15 protein-coding genes and 1 tRNA gene are annotated in these 19,076 nt (G+C 34.7%); 7 read left to right on the forward strand and 9 right to left on the reverse strand.

Features of this window, described 5'->3' with window-relative positions; all coding sequences use genetic code 11:
* Nucleotides 1-55: 55 nt before the first annotated feature.
* Together AAGU22_RS07300 and leuS are read right to left on the reverse strand one after the other, a co-directional pair.
* The gene (locus tag AAGU22_RS07300; RefSeq protein ID WP_458721532.1) at nt 56-784 is read right to left on the reverse strand and encodes a class I tRNA ligase family protein; all 729 of its coding nucleotides are present in this window, start codon (nt 782-784) and stop codon (nt 56-58) included.
* Nucleotides 784-3,213, reverse strand: a complete 2,430-nt coding sequence (gene leuS, locus AAGU22_RS07305) for a leucine--tRNA ligase (protein WP_458721533.1) — start codon at nt 3,211-3,213, stop codon at nt 784-786. The genes AAGU22_RS07300 and leuS overlap by 1 nt, the downstream gene beginning before the upstream one ends.
* Nucleotides 3,214-3,558: 345 nt before the next feature.
* Between leuS and AAGU22_RS07310 the strand changes: the two genes are divergently transcribed.
* Nucleotides 3,559-4,512 carry a hypothetical protein gene (locus tag AAGU22_RS07310; protein ID WP_458721534.1) on the forward strand — a complete coding sequence of 318 codons (954 nt, stop codon included), beginning with the start codon at nt 3,559-3,561 and terminating at the stop codon, nt 4,510-4,512.
* 49 nt (nt 4,513-4,561) lie between these two features.
* Here AAGU22_RS07310 and AAGU22_RS07315 read toward each other — a convergent pair whose 3' ends face one another.
* A complete protein-coding gene (locus AAGU22_RS07315; protein ID WP_458721535.1) occupies nt 4,562-6,766 on the reverse strand; it encodes an elongation factor EF-2 in 2,205 nt (734 codons plus the stop codon).
* Between the two features lie 289 nt (nt 6,767-7,055).
* Here AAGU22_RS07315 and AAGU22_RS07320 point away from each other — a divergent pair, with 289 nt between their 5' ends.
* Nucleotides 7,056-7,889, forward strand: a complete 834-nt coding sequence (locus AAGU22_RS07320) for a menaquinone biosynthesis family protein (protein ID WP_458721536.1) — start codon at nt 7,056-7,058, stop codon at nt 7,887-7,889.
* A 216-nt stretch (nt 7,890-8,105) separates the two neighbouring features.
* Here the strand turns inward: AAGU22_RS07320 and AAGU22_RS07325 are convergent, their stop codons facing one another.
* A complete protein-coding gene (locus AAGU22_RS07325; protein WP_458721537.1) occupies nt 8,106-9,200 on the reverse strand; it encodes a CofH family radical SAM protein in 1,095 nt (364 codons plus the stop codon).
* 130 nt (nt 9,201-9,330) lie between these two features.
* Here AAGU22_RS07325 and AAGU22_RS07330 point away from each other — a divergent pair, with 130 nt between their 5' ends.
* Both AAGU22_RS07330 and AAGU22_RS07335 read left to right on the forward strand, forming a co-directional pair.
* The gene (locus tag AAGU22_RS07330; RefSeq protein ID WP_458721763.1) at nt 9,331-10,431 is read left to right on the forward strand and encodes a CofH family radical SAM protein; all 1,101 of its coding nucleotides are present in this window, start codon (nt 9,331-9,333) and stop codon (nt 10,429-10,431) included.
* A gap of 114 nt (nt 10,432-10,545) precedes the next feature.
* On the forward strand, nt 10,546-11,943 hold the full coding sequence (locus AAGU22_RS07335) for a hydroxymethylglutaryl-CoA synthase family protein (RefSeq protein ID WP_458721538.1): 1,398 nt from the start codon (nt 10,546-10,548) through the stop codon (nt 11,941-11,943).
* A gap of 59 nt (nt 11,944-12,002) precedes the next feature.
* Here the strand turns inward: AAGU22_RS07335 and ilvA are convergent, their stop codons facing one another.
* Nucleotides 12,003-13,235, reverse strand: a complete 1,233-nt coding sequence (gene ilvA / locus AAGU22_RS07340; protein WP_458721539.1) for a threonine ammonia-lyase — start codon at nt 13,233-13,235, stop codon at nt 12,003-12,005.
* 1,925 nt (nt 13,236-15,160) lie between these two features.
* Nucleotides 15,161-16,057, reverse strand: a complete 897-nt coding sequence (locus AAGU22_RS07345; protein ID WP_458721540.1) for a hypothetical protein — start codon at nt 16,055-16,057, stop codon at nt 15,161-15,163.
* Nucleotides 16,058-16,147: 90 nt separating this feature from the next.
* On the opposite strand from AAGU22_RS07345, the gene AAGU22_RS07350 reads away from it, so the two are divergent.
* Nucleotides 16,148-16,396, forward strand: a complete 249-nt coding sequence (locus AAGU22_RS07350; RefSeq protein ID WP_144728331.1) for an Lrp/AsnC family transcriptional regulator — start codon at nt 16,148-16,150, stop codon at nt 16,394-16,396.
* Nucleotides 16,397-16,765: 369 nt separating this feature from the next.
* Here AAGU22_RS07350 and AAGU22_RS07355 read toward each other — a convergent pair.
* A tRNA-Phe gene (locus tag AAGU22_RS07355) sits at nt 16,766-16,861 on the reverse strand.
* Nucleotides 16,862-17,011: 150 nt separating this feature from the next.
* On the opposite strand from AAGU22_RS07355, the gene AAGU22_RS07360 reads away from it, so the two are divergent.
* Nucleotides 17,012-17,197 (forward strand): hypothetical protein, encoded by a 186-nt coding sequence (locus tag AAGU22_RS07360; protein WP_458721541.1) that lies wholly within the window; start codon nt 17,012-17,014, stop codon nt 17,195-17,197.
* A gap of 75 nt (nt 17,198-17,272) precedes the next feature.
* A complete protein-coding gene (locus AAGU22_RS07365) occupies nt 17,273-17,824 on the forward strand; it encodes a cob(I)yrinic acid a,c-diamide adenosyltransferase (RefSeq protein ID WP_458721542.1) in 552 nt (183 codons plus the stop codon).
* A gap of 443 nt (nt 17,825-18,267) precedes the next feature.
* Here the strand turns inward: AAGU22_RS07365 and AAGU22_RS07370 are convergent, their stop codons facing one another.
* Nucleotides 18,268-18,477 carry a hypothetical protein gene (locus tag AAGU22_RS07370; protein ID WP_458721543.1) on the reverse strand — a complete coding sequence of 70 codons (210 nt, stop codon included), beginning with the start codon at nt 18,475-18,477 and terminating at the stop codon, nt 18,268-18,270.
* Nucleotides 18,478-18,744: 267 nt separating this feature from the next.
* Entirely contained in the window at nt 18,745-18,981 is a 237-nt protein-coding gene (locus AAGU22_RS07375) for a hypothetical protein (protein ID WP_458721544.1), read from the reverse strand.
* Nucleotides 18,982-19,076 lie beyond the last annotated feature (95 nt).

Genomic DNA, 19,076 nt, shown 5'->3' on the forward strand with positions numbered 1-19,076 from the left:
AGGAACGTATTGGAAGCTTGAACATAATAATAGTCCAAACATTAGGTTAAATTTATCATTCAAGATATATTGCTGGCTTAAAGGGTCTGGAGAACTTTGCTTTAGCTTTGGGGTCATGTATTTTGGAGTCATCTTCGTAGTATACCTTGATACAAGTTTCCTGGATGCCAAATTCAGCGGATAGCAATCCAATTCCATCCATTAACGCGCTGTATTCATCAAACAAACCTAAGTTTATCCTTCTCTCTTGTGCTAAAGGGGATAGTGATAAAATATCCTCATTTATTTTCTTAATGAAATCCGGATTGCGTTTCACTAAATTCATATGTTCAGCAGAGATTGAAGAATCCGAAAGCAATGATTTCATAACAATTCCAAAATTCTTAGTTTTAGCGTTTGTTACCAGATTTAAAACTTTATCATAGAGGATTTTTTTGTCAGTTGATGATAAATATATATGGATATTTTTTAGTTGTGTATTTCTTGTCACCTTCAAGATTTTATGCAAATCATCAAGGATATTTGAAATCTCTAATTCGTTTTCATCTGTAACTGGGTTAACAAATTCACTTTTTACACTGGGCCAACTATTCTGAAAAATGGATCCTTTTTGTGGTTCTAAAAACTCCCACATCTCCTCCGCAAGAAATGGACAAAAAGGTGCCAGCATTTTGATTCTTGCTCTAAAAAAGTATGAAATGACAAAAATATCCGTATTATTTTTAGACACGCGATCAGATCTGGATTCCTTTCTTTTCTTGTACCATTCAAAATCTTTATCCATCAAATATGTACTGTATTTAGAGCATCTCTTATTCGCATTTCTTCAAATGAATTAGTAATATCTTTGATGGTAGAGTTTACACGTTGAAGTAACCATTTATCCTCCCATTCTAAATCAATAAAGAGGTCAGAAAAGTTTTCGTCTATACCATTTGGGTTTGTAGCAGTCTTTTGTTTTGTTATAAAGTCTTTACCAAATTCATAAATTTCGTTTAGTTTCGAATATATACCCTTAAGAGTTGAAAAGGAAAAATCAACATCTTGTAATAATTCTCCCAAAACTAACATGGCCACTCTTATGGAATCTGCGTTAAACTGCTTTATAGTACTTCTCAATGGTATTATATTTCCCATAGATTTTGACATTTTCTTTCCGTCCATTAAAACAGACCCGTTGACTACTATTTGTCTAGGCCATAAAGATTTTGGAAATATTATTGAGTGATTAAATATAAAAAAAGACAGGTGATTTGGTACCAAGTCTCTCCCTGAGTGTCTAGAATCCAAAGGATAATAATATTTGAATTCTTCACGAATTTGTTTTGATTGAAGTAAAAACTCAGTGAAGATCGATTTATCCAAATTAGGATCAATCGGAATGGAAACCAGATCGTCTGAGAAATTATCATTTTCGTCAAGGGCAAGGAAATGACCAGACCTGACACCCAAAAGAACATAATCAAAAAATGCATTATCTACAAAATTGGAATATTTTTCCAAATGGTACAAATTTACATATTTAGAAATGATATAATATACCATGTAGATAACAGAATCAGACAAACTCTCGATGATCCAGTCTTTGTCCCATGGTAATGGTGTACCTAACCCAGTTTTTCTCGCACAAGCTCTAACCTTAAGCCAATCAAATACGTTCTTAAATTCTTTAATTATTTCATTGGGTATTATTTCCATTCTGTTTAAACATTCAAAAGCCAAAGTTTTCCATTCAGGATTACCATAGTTCAAAAACCATTGGTTATTCAATAATTTGACAAAACATAGAGTCCCGCATCTACAGTAAACTGGTTTGTTAGTCATTTCGAAAAACGGAACAGATTCCCCTAAAGCAATTAACCGGTCTTTGACTAAATCTTTAGCCTTTGAAACCGGCATTCCAGAATATTCAAAAGTTCCTTCGTTCATTTTCCCGCTATAGAATTCTGTAGCGTATAATTCAGATGTTGCCTTCTCTAAATTAGGATCATTTTGGTGAGATATATTGTATTTTGTTAGGAAAACCCTTGATGGAATCACTTCATTTCCCTTATATTCTTTTTCTGTATCCTTAATAGAACGTCCTTTTGTATTAGTAGCAGTTTCACTACCAACATTGTCTGATATTTGATCATACTGTTCTTGAATTTTAGAATCTATAATTACGATAGGAACAATCGTGTCTGGACTCAATACGGCAGGGTAATCTGAAGATTGTTTTGTAAAATCCAATAGGGCTTGCATATCAAATGGGGCGTGAGCAGGAACCGACATTACGATTCCACTGCCTTCTTCTAAAGTAACAAATGTAGCGGGCAAAATTGGAATAAATCGGGTCGTTAATGGAGATAAAACCAACGAGCCAATCAATTCTTTGCCTAAAAGTGTCCTGGTTACTTTAATTGAATAATTCAGATACTCTAATTTCTTTGCGGCGGATCTGCTTAATATCCAATCTTCAGTTTCGTTGACAAGTACGACAACATACTCTTCGTTTGGATTTATCCAAAGATTAGTCACTCCAAAAATAGTTTCTGGTCTTAATGTAGCTACAGGTATGAATATGTTCTCATGTTTAAGCTTGAATTTGATCAGGGAATACTCTGTAAATGATGGCTCAATGTCACCCAAAGTATCATGCTGGCTAACTGGGTTTGAATCATTAGGACACCAACCAACTGGATGAGACCCTTGTTCGATCACCCCGAGCTTATGAAGAGTTTCAAATTGCCAAGATATTAGTTTCTTATATATAGGATCAATGGTTGTAAATTCCCGTCTCCAATCAATTGAATACCCCATCTCTTTCATTCCAGCCTTTATCTCATTATGAAAATATTTGGCTATTTGAAGAGGCTCCTTAAAGGTAAGTATATCTTCGTCACTGATATTGTATATTTTACTGAAATTTTCTATGATTTCTTTATCTCCTGCTTGTACCCTCCTTGCCATCCCTAGAATTGGGGTACCTGTATAATGAAAAGCCATAGGAAAGAGTACGTTATAACCCCTAAGCATCTTGTACCTGGCATGTACATCTGCTATAGTGTAGGTTCTTCCGTGTCCAATATGCTGTGGTGAGTTTGGGTATGGATAGGCAACTGTAATGAAAAATTTCTTTTGGCCCGAAATAGGATCCGATGTATTTATTGCATTTTGCTCCCAAATTTGTAACCATTTGTTTTCAATCGAATTCCAGATATTGACGTCCATTTCTCTTCCTTATCCTCATTTAAACGATTTTGCTGCTTCTATCAAAGATATGATTTGACGGAGTTAAAAATGGCATTTGATCAATATCAAGATAATTTAATTTCACAATTCTAAAAAATTTGTTCGCTGTTATATTTAGGTTGTCAAATCAAAACCAGAGAGAAAGAGGGCGGGCCAAAAAATCATTTTCAATGCCTTTTTTTTGCTGTTAAGGCGTGGTGTTAGATCTGTAAACAGCTAATATGTCAAATATTGGGAAGATTTGTAGTTTTTTCTACTCAAGATTGTTTTGGCAGGTACATTCTGAAACGCTTATTTTGAACTTGCAATGAAATTAATATGAAATTGAATAAGTACCAGAATTATTCAAAGTATAAAAACGGAATAGCAATTCCATCATTGATTGGTACAGTTTTATTCATTATTCTTTATTCTTATTCCCGCATTACTTCCCCCGGCGTAGAAGTTTTTTTGTCTGATTCATTATACTCACTTGCTGCATCAGTGCTGATAGGTTATTTATCTTGTCTTTTCCTTTTTTATTTGAGTATTTACAAATATTATTTTTCAAAATCAAAAATTGAAAACAATCCTCAGAATTTGCTGTACCACTTGCAATCTCCTTTTAAATCAACAAAGTACAAACTCATTTTTGTAATTTCTAGTCTGATTTATTTTGTATTCTTTGGGTTTCTTTCAAATATCTTTATTTATTTCGTGGATGAAAATACCGTATTTTCAATTTACCCCATTCCCCCATCTGATCATTTACCACATGAATTAAACGTGTCTCATGCGACCAATCGTCACCAAAATGCTTCGGAAACAGAAAGTCTAAATGAAGACTTCGTTAGGAGCATTGATTACCCCAGCTACAAACTCATTATTTGCTGCAATTATATTGGATATCTGCCAATGCTGATTCTTCAATTAGGTGAAAGCTTATCTATTCTAATAATACCTCTGAACTTAATAATTGGGATAACACTATCTATTTTAGTTGGTTTGAATGTTACCCTAAACATATTCATTTTATCAAAAAATCGAACAGTTAAAATGTCAAAAAAAAACCTATTTGGAGCTGTAGGAATTTCTACCGGATTATTTGTAGGATGTCCGACCTGCACTGGTAGCTTATTTTACTCTCTAGTGGGCTTTAGCTCCATGGTGCTTTTATCATCATTAAACTTCTATCAGATCTTGTTCGTGGTTATAAGTATACCAATGTTATTTGGATCTCTATTTTTTATGATGAATATGCTTCGAAAAACTTATCTTGAATCTTGTCAAATAAAATGATTTATCTAAATTCCTAAAGAAAAATTAGGGTTTGATTCCTTGTTTGCGGTTATTCTTTATCTATGAATTCATCAGGTGAAGGTGGTTCTGGATTAATGCCCTTTCTTTTTCTTATGTCGGTAATAATATTTCTTATGACTGACTGAGGAACTGCTTGCCATGTTTTAAAATAAGTACTCCACATTGCTTTTCCGGCTGTTCCCCCCCTCATCAATTCAGACAAATCAAATGTTTCGGAGGCAGGTACTTCACCCAAGATAATAGCAATCACACCCTTTTGATCTACGTTTAGCAATTTACCTCTTTTACCGGACAATATTCCGGCAACTGTACCTATCTGTTCCTGTGGACATTTTACTTCTATACCTAGGATCGGTTCTAACAACACAGGATCTGCTATCAACATCGATCCAAGCATAGCTCTTCTTGTTGCAGGCATTAATTGAGCCAAACCCCTGTGTGCCGGATCCTCGTGAGGGACAAAGTGGTGTAAAACAAAGCGCAAACCCCTGACAGATTCTTGAGCAATCGGCCCCGAATGAATTACATCCTCAAAGCCTGATTTTATTGAATCCATGGACTCTTGAATAAATTGAACTCCTTTTGTCTCATCAGAAAGCATATTGCCAGTTGGGTCAACTGTAACCACGCTCCTAGCGTCATCCGTACTCCAACCCTTTTCCCTAAGCAAGCGAGACATTTCTTTCTTGTCCATATCTTCTCGCAATTGTCCTGTCCTAATCATATCGATAACTTCCTCACTCAATGGTTCTACCCTCAAAAATATCTTGTTGTGTTTGTTTGGTGATTTGCTCATTATTGGTCCTGCTCTTCCTCTAATGGTTTCTCTGTAGTTAATCAAAGGTTGTGTCGTTTTAATATCTAAGCCTAATTCTTGCAATAAGGAAGTTGCAATTTCAAGGTGCAACACTCCCATACCAGCCATTAGTGTCTCTCCAGTTTCTTCATTAATCTTTACAATTAGGTTTGGATCCTCAACAGTAATTCTTCTCAACCCTTCAACAAGTTTTGGTAAATCTTTTGGATGCTTTGGTTCTACGGCGATGGTAACTACAGGTTCAGAAACATACTTTATGGATTCGAAAGCAGGTACTGTTTTGATCGATGAAATAGTCTCACCTGCCACAGCATAATCTAACCCCAATAAAGCCGGAATGTTACCACATGGAATAACACTTACGACTTCACGTGTGTTCCCCATATAAATATTCACAGATTGTACTTTTCCAGTTCGCTTAGCATCTATAAGAAAAACTTCGTCTCCGTCTTTGATCGTACCCGAGAATAATCTACCAGTCGCAACCCTCCCGGCCTGAGGATCAACGTTAATTGTTGTTACCATCATCAAAACCGGACCATTTTCATCACAATTTAAGAGAGCCTTTCCAATGTCAGAATCCAAATCACCTGGCCAAATTTTTGGAATTCTATATTTTTGTGCTACGTGAGGTGGAGGATGATGTTGAACCACCATACCAAGAACTGCGTCATGCAAAGGTGCTCTTTCGGATAACTTTTTGATAGATGTAGGATCGGTCGATGTGTATGCATCATAAACGTCCTTGAAGCTAATCCCTTTTTTCTGTGCCACCTTAAAATTAAAACCCCATCTATCCTTTGCAGATCCGAATGCAACTGTATTTCCCTGGATGCTTACCTTCCATTTTTCCTTCAGTTCAGGCTCGGCGTAGAGATCTACTAATCTATTAAACTCTGCGATAATGTTAGATAACCACTTTTGCATGGCAGCAGGATCCAAACGTAATTCTTTTACCAACCTGTCGATTTTATTTATATATAATACGGGCCTAACTCGTTCCTCTAATGCTTGTCTAGTTACTGTTTCGGTTTGTGTCATTATACCCTCTACCGAATCTGAAACTACGACTACCCCATCGATTGCTCTTAGGGCTCTAGTAACTCTACCAGTAAAATCAATGTGCCCAGGTGTATCTATCATATTTATGACATATTCCTTACCATCATCATTTTCGTAGAATAGAGTCACATTAGCTCCCCTAATTGTCATTTGTCTATTCTGTTCTAGTTTCATGGAATCCAAGGCCAATGCTTGTCCTGCAACACTTGGGGAGATAATTCCCGAAGCGGCCAAAAGGCTATCACTCATCGTAGTCTTACCGTGATCTACATGAGCAATAACCCCAAAATTTCTAATTTGATCTTTATTTCCAATTATTCTGATAATATCTTGAGTCGATTTAAACTTGGGCATCCTATATTTCAAAAAAGTTTTTTTAGGGTTATTAAACCTTCCTTGTGTAAGATAGTTATGAAAAACCATGTAAAAGGGGTTGAATTTTCTAACTTTCTTTTATTAGTTTCAAGTTATTAAAGGCAGATAGCGGCGGATCGGGGGAGGCTACAACAGTAATACATATTCCAATCAGGTATCCTAATCTGAAAACATACAATTTAGACCACATAGCAGGACTATCGAATGTTTAAAGTTGACCAACCCGTTAACTTATATGACAACAATTAATCAAAAAAAATGTTAACTCATGGTGTTAGAAATTAGAGTGGGACATACACCCGACGCTGATGATGCTTTCATGTTTTACGCAATAGAAGAAGAGCTCATTCCAATGGGAGACTTTAAGATTATGCACCAAGTAGATGATATCGAAAAACTAAACAAACAGGCGATTAACCATGAGTTAGAGGTAACGGCTATATCCGCACATGCACTTGCATTTCTCAAAGATTATAAAATACTAAGCAGTGGAGGCAGTTTTGGAATTAACTATGGCCCAATTATTATTTCCTACAAAAAATCCTTAGATGACATTTCAAATAACATTGTTGGAATCCCTGGATATATGACCTCTGCGTATCTTTTGATGTCGATAGCCCTTGGGAAATTAAATTGCCGTGAAATGCTTTTTAGTGAGATTCCTAAGGCGATCATTAATGGAACCGTTGACTATGGACTAGTAATACATGAATCCCAGATCACTTATTCTAAGGATGATTTTAATAAGTTGTTTGATTTGGGCGAATGGTGGAATGAAAAAACTAGCGGATTGCCTGTCCCATTAGGAATCAATGTGGCTAGTTCTAAATTGATGAATAAGAATATGATCAATGCCTTTGATAGACTGCTGCAAAGTTCGATTAAATACAGTCTAGATCATCTAGAAGAGGCCATAGAATTTTCCACCAAATATGGTAGGGGAACCGAAAAATCAACACTAACCAAATTTGTCAAAATGTATGTCAACCCCTATACCGTAGATATGGGTAAAGATGGAAGAGAGGCAATTTCTAGGATGTTTGAGATGGCACGAGATAAAGGCATAATTAAAAGTATTCCTCCACTAAACTATTCTTTTTGAATATGCAGTTCTAATTCGGACCTTTTTTTTGATTCTCATCATTTGATTTTTTTGTGAAGGTATTAATTTTGCGAGCTCCGTTATCTATTATTAGATTTTATAAAAAATAAACCAGTTATGATATGGTGAGATATCTGGAGTATTGGTAGCTTTTACCATCAGATGAATGAATTTGAAATTAAGAACGAATCATTATGCTAAGCCAAGTACATTATTTTATTTTATTATATTGAAAAATGTGTCTCGTTGTACAGGGTTTCGCTTGATTTCTCTGATCAGAAAGTTCAGCTCGTTAATAGAAATTTGGTTTGGTTTACCTGCAGCCTTAAAAATTTCCTCTGAAAAAGCTGTTCCGACCAAGTCATTACCGCCATAACATAATGCTACTTGAGCTAATTTTTTACCTAAAGCTATCCAATACACCGATACATTTTTGAGTACTTTACCGAGCAAAAGCCTTGATATCGCTATTATTCTAAGATCATAAATTGACGGACTTTCAGAAATGAGCGTGTGTTCCCTTTCCAGCTGCGTATTTTCCAAGCTAAATTTTAGTGGGATAAATGTTGTAAATCCTCCAGTTTTCTTATTTAATTCCCTTAACTTTATGATATGATCAACAATGTCCTCTGGAGTTTCTATATGACCGAAAAGCATTGTGCAATTGCCTTTCAAACCTATTTTATGGGCTTGATAGACTGTATCTAACCATTCTTCCCCTGAACATTTACCTAACACAATTTTGTCACGAGTATGCTTACTAAATATCTCCGCTCCACCGCCGGGCAACGCATCTAGGCCAGCATATTTCAGCCTCTCTAAAACTTCCTTGACTGAATTTTTAGTAACCCGCGATATAAAAAAAATCTCAGCAGGGGTGAGCGCTTTAATTATTACCTTTGGAAAACGGTTTTTTATTGACTTAAACATGTCTTCATAATATTCCAATCCCAACTTTGGGTTGAATCCTCCTACGATATGAAGTTCAGTGGCACCTAGGTCATTTAAAGCAAACTCGGCCCTTTTTACAATTTGTTCATTCGATAGTGTGTATGCATCATCATCTTTTTCCTTTCTATAAAAAGCACAAAGCTGACAACTTGCAGCACAAACATTAGTGTAATTTAAGTAATAGGATGAAACAAAACTTACGTTATCTCCGCGAATTTCTTTTCTCAGTTGATTCGCAGCATTTCCTAGCAAAAACAGATTCTCATTCTTAAGCAAATCGACACCTTCATTAAATGTCAACTCATCACCTGACATCACCTTCTCTAAGGCGGCAGTAGGTCTTACTAGAGTATTGGACAATATAGAGCATACCACATAAAAAAATATAAGTGCTTTTAATGCTCAAAAGCAATTGTCCAAAAATCAAAGAATAAATTATACCAAGATTAAGATTAAACAATCATTGCAAAATACCGAGGTTCAACATGATATTTTTAAACACTCTGAAATTGAAGATACAATAAATAGAATTCTAGAAAATCATGAAGTTAAGTTAAATGATGTAATTTACTTGTTAGAATCACAAGAGATTCAACGTTTAGGGTTGGTTGGTAACTCCATTAGAGAGAACATGTTTGGCAAAAATGTCACTTTTATCAATAATATAATATTAAATTATACGAATGTTTGCGTTACTTATTGTAAGTTTTGTGCTTTTTATAGACCTCCTGGACATGAGGAATCATACACTGTATCAAAGGAAGAAATTCTCAATAGGGTCGTTTTTGCAAAAGCTAACTACAATATAAAACAAGTCCTCTTTCAAGGGGGACATAACCCAAAATTAAATACCGAGTATTTCGAGGATATCTTCAGGACCCTCAAAGCAAAATGCCCAGACGTTGCAATCCATGGATTATCTGCTTCAGAGATAGACATGATAGCAAGAGTTGATAGGACATCGTCATTAGAAGTATTGGAGCGTTTGCAAGACGCCGGTCTTGAATCGCTACCTGGAGCAGGTGCAGAAATTCTGGTTGATGAAGTTAAGGATATTATAAGTCCACTCAAAATATCTAGTCAAACATGGTTAGACATCATGGAAAAGGCCCACAGTATCGGGATTAAATCTTCCGCCACTATGATGTATGGAACTGTAGAGTCCGTGGAACACAGGGCTCGTCATATCCTCAAGATTGCAGATTTACAAAGAAAAACCAATGGGTTTATGGCATTTATACCATGGAGTTTTGAACCCAATAAAACAGAAATTCAAGACAGTGGGATAGTACAACATCCTATGGGCGGGTTTGAATTATTAAAGATGATTTCGGTGTCAAGGATTGTCTTTAAGGGTTTGATAGATCATCTCCAATCATCATGGCTTACAAATGGGATTGGAATGGCGCAATTAGCAATTTACCACGGTTCTGACGACTTTGGAGGAACTCTCATAGGAGAAGAAGTTGTAAGTGCCACTGGTGCAAGATCTACAGAATTGTTATCTAAGAACATTATTACTGCGATAAAGGCTATGGGATACAGACCAGCAGAAAGAAACAACTCATATGATATAGTAAAACAGTATTAAAAATATTAAACGCATGAGTTTCTATAAACAAAATCTGTAGTTAGAATTTGGATGGCGATACACAAGGGCCTATTTAAATAGATTTATAAATGTATTTTCATAAACTTTACAATTGTGCCAGTTGGAATAGACGACATGGCTATCTACGTTCCGAAACTTTATATAGACTACAAAGACTTCGCTGAAGCAAGAGGAATAGACCCCCAAAAACTAGAATATGGAATAGGAATCAAAAAGATGGCTTTGGCCGACGCTAATCAAGATCCGGCAAGCATGGCTGCAAATGCTTGTATGAGATTAATGAAGAATAATGATCTTAATCCTCAAGATATAGGAAGAATTTATGTAGCTACTGAATCTGGATTGGACGAATCTAAAGCAATGAATTCATTTGTAATTGGGATGTTAGAACAGGTATATGGAGAAAGTACTCTTGAACACGCAGGTGGTATAGAGTGCAAGTTTGCATGTGTGAGTGGCTCGTACGCCTTGTATGATAACACAAATTGGATACGTGCTGGTGAGAGTAACGATAAGGCAGCCATAGTCATTGTTAGTGATATTGCAAAATATGACATTGGTTCTGCAGGTGAATATACTCAAGGTGCTGGGGCTATCGCACTACTCATTAAGGATAATCCTAGACTATTGTCTTTTGATGAGAAAGTTACTTCAACCATTATAAAAAATGAGTATGATTTTTATCGACCTTTTGGAAAAGAAACGCCACTAGTTAATGGCTTATACTCTAATTTACTTTATCTGATTCAAGTAAGGAAGGCCCTTGAGGGTTATAAGGAAAAGGCAATTAAGTCTGGCATAATTAGCCTGGGAAATGACGAATCAATCATAGACCACATTGACTACGTCAGTGTGCATTTACCATATAGAAGAATGGGAGAAAAGGCTTTGGCTTATTTACTGAGGCACGAATGGAGACATTTATCTAGATGGAGTAATATTATTTCTGAAATAGGTACGGATGAGCCCGTTCCCAAAGACCCCAGAGGTACTATTGAGTCAATCTTGGCTGACACCGACTTTATGAAGGCTGATGAAAAATTTAGAAGGGAGTTTATGAAAACAAAATATTATAAAGAGGTTTTCGACAACAAAATGTCCTCATCTTTGCAGGCATCTGCCGTTATTGGCAACCTTTATACTGCTTCTATGTATATGGGATTGCGAAGTTTATTAGAATTTGAATTTTTAAAGGGTGTAGATTTATACAATAAGCGAATAGGTTTTGGTTCTTACGGTAGTGGTTGTAGCGCCATGGTATTTTCTGGAGTTATCCAAGAAAACTATAAGGATCTTGTAAAGCGAATGGATTTAGATAAGGATATAGGACAAAGAACAAAAATATCAATTAACGATTACGAAAAATTACACAGGAATAGTCGCAAATATAATGAAGCCTTCTTAAACGCAGAAAATGAATTTATTCTTATAAATGTAGGAGGCACAACAGCTGATAGAGCAGGATTTAGAGAATATTGTTATGCATCATGATCTTTGAATTATGATGTGTAGGATCAGACTTGGTTATCTAAACTAAACATTTTTTATCGTCATCTAATGATTCTGTAATTTATTTTTTGTTTGCTGAATAGTTCAACTAACACATTTGACTGCTCTCTGTTCTCAAGTTCCAAGCTAAGATATACTCCAGCTGTCCCAGCAGGAATATTCGAACTAAGTCTGTCATGAACTACCTCAACAATATTTACGTTTGCTTGTGCAATATCATTCACTATACTTCTCAAGGCCCCCGGCTTATCTTTGAGTTCAATAAACAATTTTATTAGTCTACCTGTTTGCATCAATCCCTTTGCAACTACCTGACCTAGTAGATACATGTCCACATTGCCACCTGATAATATTGATACAATGTTCTTGTTTTTTGGAATACTCTTCTGATTTGAAATCAGATAAGCTAGGGAAGCAGCACCAGCAGGTTCCGTAACAATTTTTGAACGTTCCATCAATAAAAACATTGTCTTTACTATAGAAAGGTCATCCACTAATACAATATTATCAACCCTATCTTTTATTATCTCATAAGGTAATTTTCCAGGTGACTTTACAGAAATTCCATCTGCTATTGTATAGCCTTCTTGAACTTTACTAATTTTCCCTTTTTTGATAGCCTTTTTCATAGATGGAAAAGCTGTAGATTCTACTCCAATTATCCTAACTTTAGGATTGATTGTTTTTATGGCTAAGGACACCCCTGCTATTAAGCCACCCCCACCAACTGGGACGTACACCTCATCGATATTCTTCAAATCCTCGAGGATCTCGAGTCCCACTGTACCTTGTCCTGCAATGACATCGGGATCATCAAAGGCTGGAACAATGGTTCTACCCTCCTTAGTAGCAACTTCCTTTGCATAAACAGACGATTCATCATAGTTATTACCTTCTAAAATTACATTTGCACCATAAGATCTAGTAGCTGCGATTTTGGCCGGAGAAGCATTCTTTGGCATGACTATTGTGCATGACATCTTATTCATAGCTGATGCATAAGCCACCCCTTGGGCATGGTTACCTGCTGACGCTGCTATAACCCCTCCATGTTTTGAATCAGCGTCCAATCTATCAATCATGGTTACTGCCCCCCTAACCTTAAAAGAGCCAGTCTTTTGATAACACTCTAATTTTAGATAAATGTTATTGCCACATATATTTGAAAAAGTATTTGACCGTATTAAATCAATTTTTCTAATTGACGACTTTGCTAATACCTTTTGTGCCCCTTTTATGCTGTTTAAATCTATTCTAGAAATTTTTTTTCTCAAAGAAATGGTAATCCAGGGTTTATTTAAATTTAGTTCTACAGATAGTCTGGTTAGATATTTTTTCGCCAAAGTAATAGAAATATGGGGAATTTTTTTTTATTGACTCTACTCTACTATCTCTAATGGTTTTCCGGATCCATCACACAATACTTGCGATTTTTGTTATTTTTGTAATCAATTTAATTTGTATCCAATATGAAACCAGCAGGAAAGAAGTATGTTTTCTTTTATCAAAGGATAATTTAATCAGCAATTCTAATCTGAGCTGAAAATAGTCTGTGCGTGTGAAAGCATTACATCATTTAGAATCTCAATGTTTTCTACTTGAATTATAGGATGGTGTCTTGTGCCTCTTTCTTTTTGTTTTTTTGTTGATAGCAGTTCTATCTGGAATTTGATACTTTGTAAGGAAAAGAAATTGTTTGGGGTTTGTTACTGGACATCTTTTGATATTGACTCCAGGTCGCCAATTTTGAACATCCTCATAATTACATTATCCAAAGTCTTCATGCAGGGGACCCATCATTACAACATTTGTTTCATGGATTGTCCTAATTGAAAATATTTGAGACGATCTAGCATCAACATTCTGATCGTGTAAAGATGGAATGAGAAGTACTAGAGGAAAACTGATGTGCAAACCCCTAGTTTACTTCTCATCCATACACTATATCATAAAGCAACATTAAAGTAGACATCTTCAATTGATTTAGTGCAATATTTTTTAGAAAATAAAATATTTAGATTGTATTATGATTATTGAAATTGAGAATAAATCCTGGAAAATAAACCAGCTTGAAATGAGCGATAAAGCGAAGAGTAGTAGGTATAAATATGATAGAATCTCCTTTTATAGATAAATTTATCACTCCGAATAGTTCCAGTTCTAGATAGACACTACTTATATCATATTTTTGATATTTATTGTTATATTCCCAATCTTAGTTTCTGTCATTTCTACCTTTAAAAAAATGGACAAATCAGTTTGAACAGAAAGGATTAGTTCAACCAAGTCAAAGGTGAGGACAACCCTGCGGGGCATCAACGTCAGGCAATGATAAAAGCACTTCTCACGTTTTCACACTAACTAAATCCTTCAAGATTATCGAAAGATTCAGAAACATTTATCACGTGAATGTAGCCCTAATTTGAATCATCCTCACTCCCTTCAAGATGTTTAGTGAATATTTCATTTGCCGGTTTTGCTTTCGCTAAATACAATTGGTAAAAACGGTATATAATTTTGATCCAGATTTTCATTCTAGAAATTCAGAATCTAGAAATGGCATGAATTTTTTGCCAAATATATTGCAGATATTTCTCGAAAAATGACTTAAAGAAGTTTAAACCTTATTTATATAAGATAAACTAGTTTTGTGTTTTGTTTCAGACAAACGCAATAGTTCTACTAGTCGTATTTAGTAATCATGTTATTATTACAGTGGAAGCCTGTTGCTCTCATTGTTTTAGAATTGCATCACACCTTCGTTTTAGCTCGCCCTCACGGGGTTTTATACGCAATTTGTTTCCACAACAAGGACAGTAATTATTAGATTGCCAAATTAGATATATCTGACAAACTTGACATCTTTTCTGTCCTTCTGCGTACCTGAGCGTGTAACTTCCTCCTCCATGGAGCGCTTTATGCCTCACACAAACACCTTTACAAGCCATAAAAGATCCCATACAACTCTTGTTCTAAAAACCTGTATTATGATTTTTATTATAGATAATAACTACAAAAGGAAAAGCAGACTTTATCCAGAACAACAGATCTAATATCGGCTGGGGCATTATTGATTTTTTTATGCACAATTTCAATCTAAATAAATTAGAGGTACCTATTTTTCATGTTACCCCTGGTATCCTGATATTTACTACAGTATCATATTATTTTTTAATATTTTGTGATCAGACTTTTTAAATTATTCCAGAGTACTTTTTAATTCATTTTTCATCAAATCGTACAGAAATTCGAGCTCATTCTTTATTGCGTCAATTGATTCTTTTGGTATTTTTTCAAAATTAATTACTGAAGTTTTTTCTTTTGTTTTTTTATTCTTTATCATTTCAAAATCGACATACATAACCATCCCATTTTCACCTTGTAGCATCTTGTTTTGATCAAGGGAGGCCAAATCGATATGATAAGTTTCAATTATAAGATTTTCAAGATCCTTCTTTAATTTTGATATTTGTTCATTGTTCTTTTCTATGTCAGGGTAATTGACCTCAATGGACGAGGCTTTTTCTATTAGGCTTTTTGACAAATCGTTATGTGTAAATAATTCTTCAAATAGTTGTGTGTTATCGACATCCTTATAACCTAATTTTTCCAGTTCATCTTTTATTATTTGATCCCCTTTTATAGTAATTTCACTTTTTGCACTGTTGTTCAATTCTTGCAACTCACGGATTCGCTTAGATTTTTGTATAACCTCTTTATCAATTTGATAATACAGTAAAGAATGAAATTGGATTCCCATATATATATAAAAATAAAATTTATCAATTTCCAAGCTTACCTGGAAGTAGAGTCGTCGTATATCGTCAGATTTTGTTGATTGTACGGGTACAGTTTGCCAATTCTTTGATTTGGCACTTACCAGCCTCTCAAGGTTTTGAAAAAGAGTTACTATTTTATTTGGATCAAATGAAGAGGTTTCTATTACCGAAAAATCTGCTAACATTACCTTGGTGTCAACGGTGACAGTATTAGCTCTTATGGAATTTTCAAAAACTTCTTTAATATTTTCATAAAATTTATTTAAAAAGATGATTGTATCGGGGTTTTTTCCCTTTTCTTTCAGCGGTAATCGCATCTGTTTCTATCTTAATGATGACTATTTAAAATTTGAACTTATCTATGGAATATCAATAGATTAAAATATCATCCCAGTAACATAATGGTTATGCCTACAGCCTACATCTTGATTAATTGTATTTTAGGAAAGGAAGAAGAAATAATTAAACAAATATCTCAAATTCCACAAGTTAAGGAAGTTCGTGGAACTTACGGTGTTCATGATATGTTTGTTAAAATTCAAACAGATACGGTAGACGAAATGAATAATACAATTACCAATAGCATACGAAAAATTAACGGAATAACATCGACTGTTACATTGGTCTCCATACCCGAACAGGGTGGCAGGGGATAAGTTTCCTTATTTTTTAATGTGCAGAATTATAAGAAAACTACTAACAGCCACACTTATCCAACCTACGGCTCCAACTATCGCAAAAATATAATAGATTGGGATTAACAAAGCAACAGCTGCTAAAGCTGCGCCGAGACACCATATAAAAAGTAATATTTGTATATCTATTTCAGAAACCTTCAATTTAACCCCTTATGTCCTCGTCGTATCCACTTATTGTGTTAACAATTTTTCCACAATTCGTGCAGACATTAAATTCCATAAATTCGAAATCATCATATTTCCTGTAAGAAAATTTATCATCATGAGTACAAAAAATCCTTTTTATGTTCTTTATCAATTTTTTCGCATCTCAGATCGATATTATAGTGCCGCCGGTGAGATTTGATCTCACGACAGCTCGGTCTTCAGCTTCACCCTGTTAGTTAAACAGTCGAGTGCTCTTCCAGGCTGAGCTACGACGGCACATTCTAAAATCATTAGTTTATAGTATATATATTATTGCTTTAAATCAATCAAAAATAATATTCTTAGGTTAAAAAGATATATTTAATTATTAAATAAAATTCGACCCCAATCCTAATAAATAAATGAGTATAAAGTAAAGAATTAGCTATGACAGATAAAAATGAAATGGATAGTTCAGCTAATGAATCGTCTTCAATATTAGAAAGTCCTGAAGAAAAGAAGAGAAGATTCCTAATGGAATTTGAGAATCCATTTAAGTGTGATAAATGCAGCGAACGATTTAAAAAGAAAAAATATTTGAGAGAGCATAAAGCCGAAGTGCATGCATATTAACACTACCTTTATTATAAACTAGGCTCATTTCGACGCCAACCACACCCAAATATCATAGATAGTAATAGTGAAAAAATGAAAATATATACAAAGACTGGAGACCAAGGCAAAACAAGCCTAGCTGATGGTACTAGAGTAGAAAAGTCGAGTAGCCGTATACAATCTTACGGAGCAGTTGACGAAATTAACAGCCATATTGGAATGTTGATATCATTAATGAATTCAAAATCGAATTTGGCAGATATGATACAAGACTTGATCGTAATACAACACCAATTATTTACCTTGGGGAGTGATCTGGCTAATCCACAACAAAAGGTGGAAAATTATCCTCGCATTACTGAGGGGGATGTTACCTTTTTAGAGAATTGCATTGACAGATTTGATAAGGAAGTAGAACCTTTAAGGGCCTTCATTCTCCCCGGGGGAACTATAGAGGCCTCTCAGTGTCACGTGATACGTACTGTTACCCGCAGGAGTGAGATCAAAATAGTCGATTTATACCTAAATAATGAAATCAGTAAGAATTGCTTTGTTTATATTAATAGGCTTTCAGATCTTTTTTTTGTATTGGCGAGAGTTTGTAATCGGAGACAGGATCAGGTTGATATTATTTGGAAAAAATAGACATGTTAAAGTCTTCTATTTGATTGAACTTTATCAATTGTGTTATATTAGGATATCATCATTCAAGTTTAGGTTTGACTACTTTTTTGTTTATCCACAACTGCTGTACGTAATAGAAAGCGGCTAGCGAAATTTAAAGGTACAAGATTATCAGATTAATTCTTTCTATTATTTTCAATATTGAAAAATTAACCTCTAAATCAGACTTAAATTATTGGTACCTTTTCGTTCCTGTCGCTAGAATGTATTTGGCTGATAGGATCATTTCCAAGTTTATGCTGTTGTGGATGGATCTCCAAAGATAGCTATTCAAAATTCCCAAAAGCATCAGAAATAATTCTCAAACAGATACTTAGTTTGGAAAACAAGATAGATCCCTTTGATAACCAATATGTCTACCTGGCAATAACATCAATACATACCCAGTATTATTGACAATTAGTTTACATGGTTGTAGTTGTGGAATTTAGATTATCTGGACTGCTAGTAGTATTGATAGTAGATTGAGACCTATTATTGTTCACTGTAGTAGAAGTGTTACCATAATTGGATATCCAACTTATATTGTTAAATGTATTTATAACATTGTAATTTACTGCATTGTTTATGGAATCTGTAAAGCTTTGAGGGAGTACAACTTTTATGGTAGACAATAAGAATAAAAGTAGTAAGATGAAACAAAGAGCCAATCCCAAAATTATCCTTTTCTAGATTAATATACAAAAGGAGGAACTATACCAATCCATGATGGATTTCTACTTTCTATTCGCATATGGTGATTAGTTTTCGGTTTTAGTCATTCCATGAATTTGTTGTTTCCATATATAACTCATCTTTTTGCAGAATATTTTTTCTGTTGTGGGTTTAGTTTTGTCTTTGTCTCGATCTATTCGTCGTCATATTTTCACTTTTTCTTTTTTTTATGAAGAGCTTGCAATACATACATCCACGTTCCTGTTCAACTTGTTTGGAATTATATGCTTTGTCAACACATTGAGAAGTTGCATTTTTCTGATTCTTTTTTCTGGTTTTGGTTTATATGATGATGGTCGTGGTTTACTAACTGGATTATCAACCACATCAGTTACGAATTTAAATTTATGAGTGTTGGCAGGTGATATGACAGCAGATTTATGGATAATGTCTTTGTCTGGCAATATGTATAATTATGTTCAGCCCAGTTTGCTCCTATCAATAGAGGATTATTTTCTTCAGTTATCGCCTTCCCAAAGAAGTCTTTATTGAAAATATA

Source organism: Candidatus Nitrosocosmicus sp. R, from assembly GCF_054408505.1.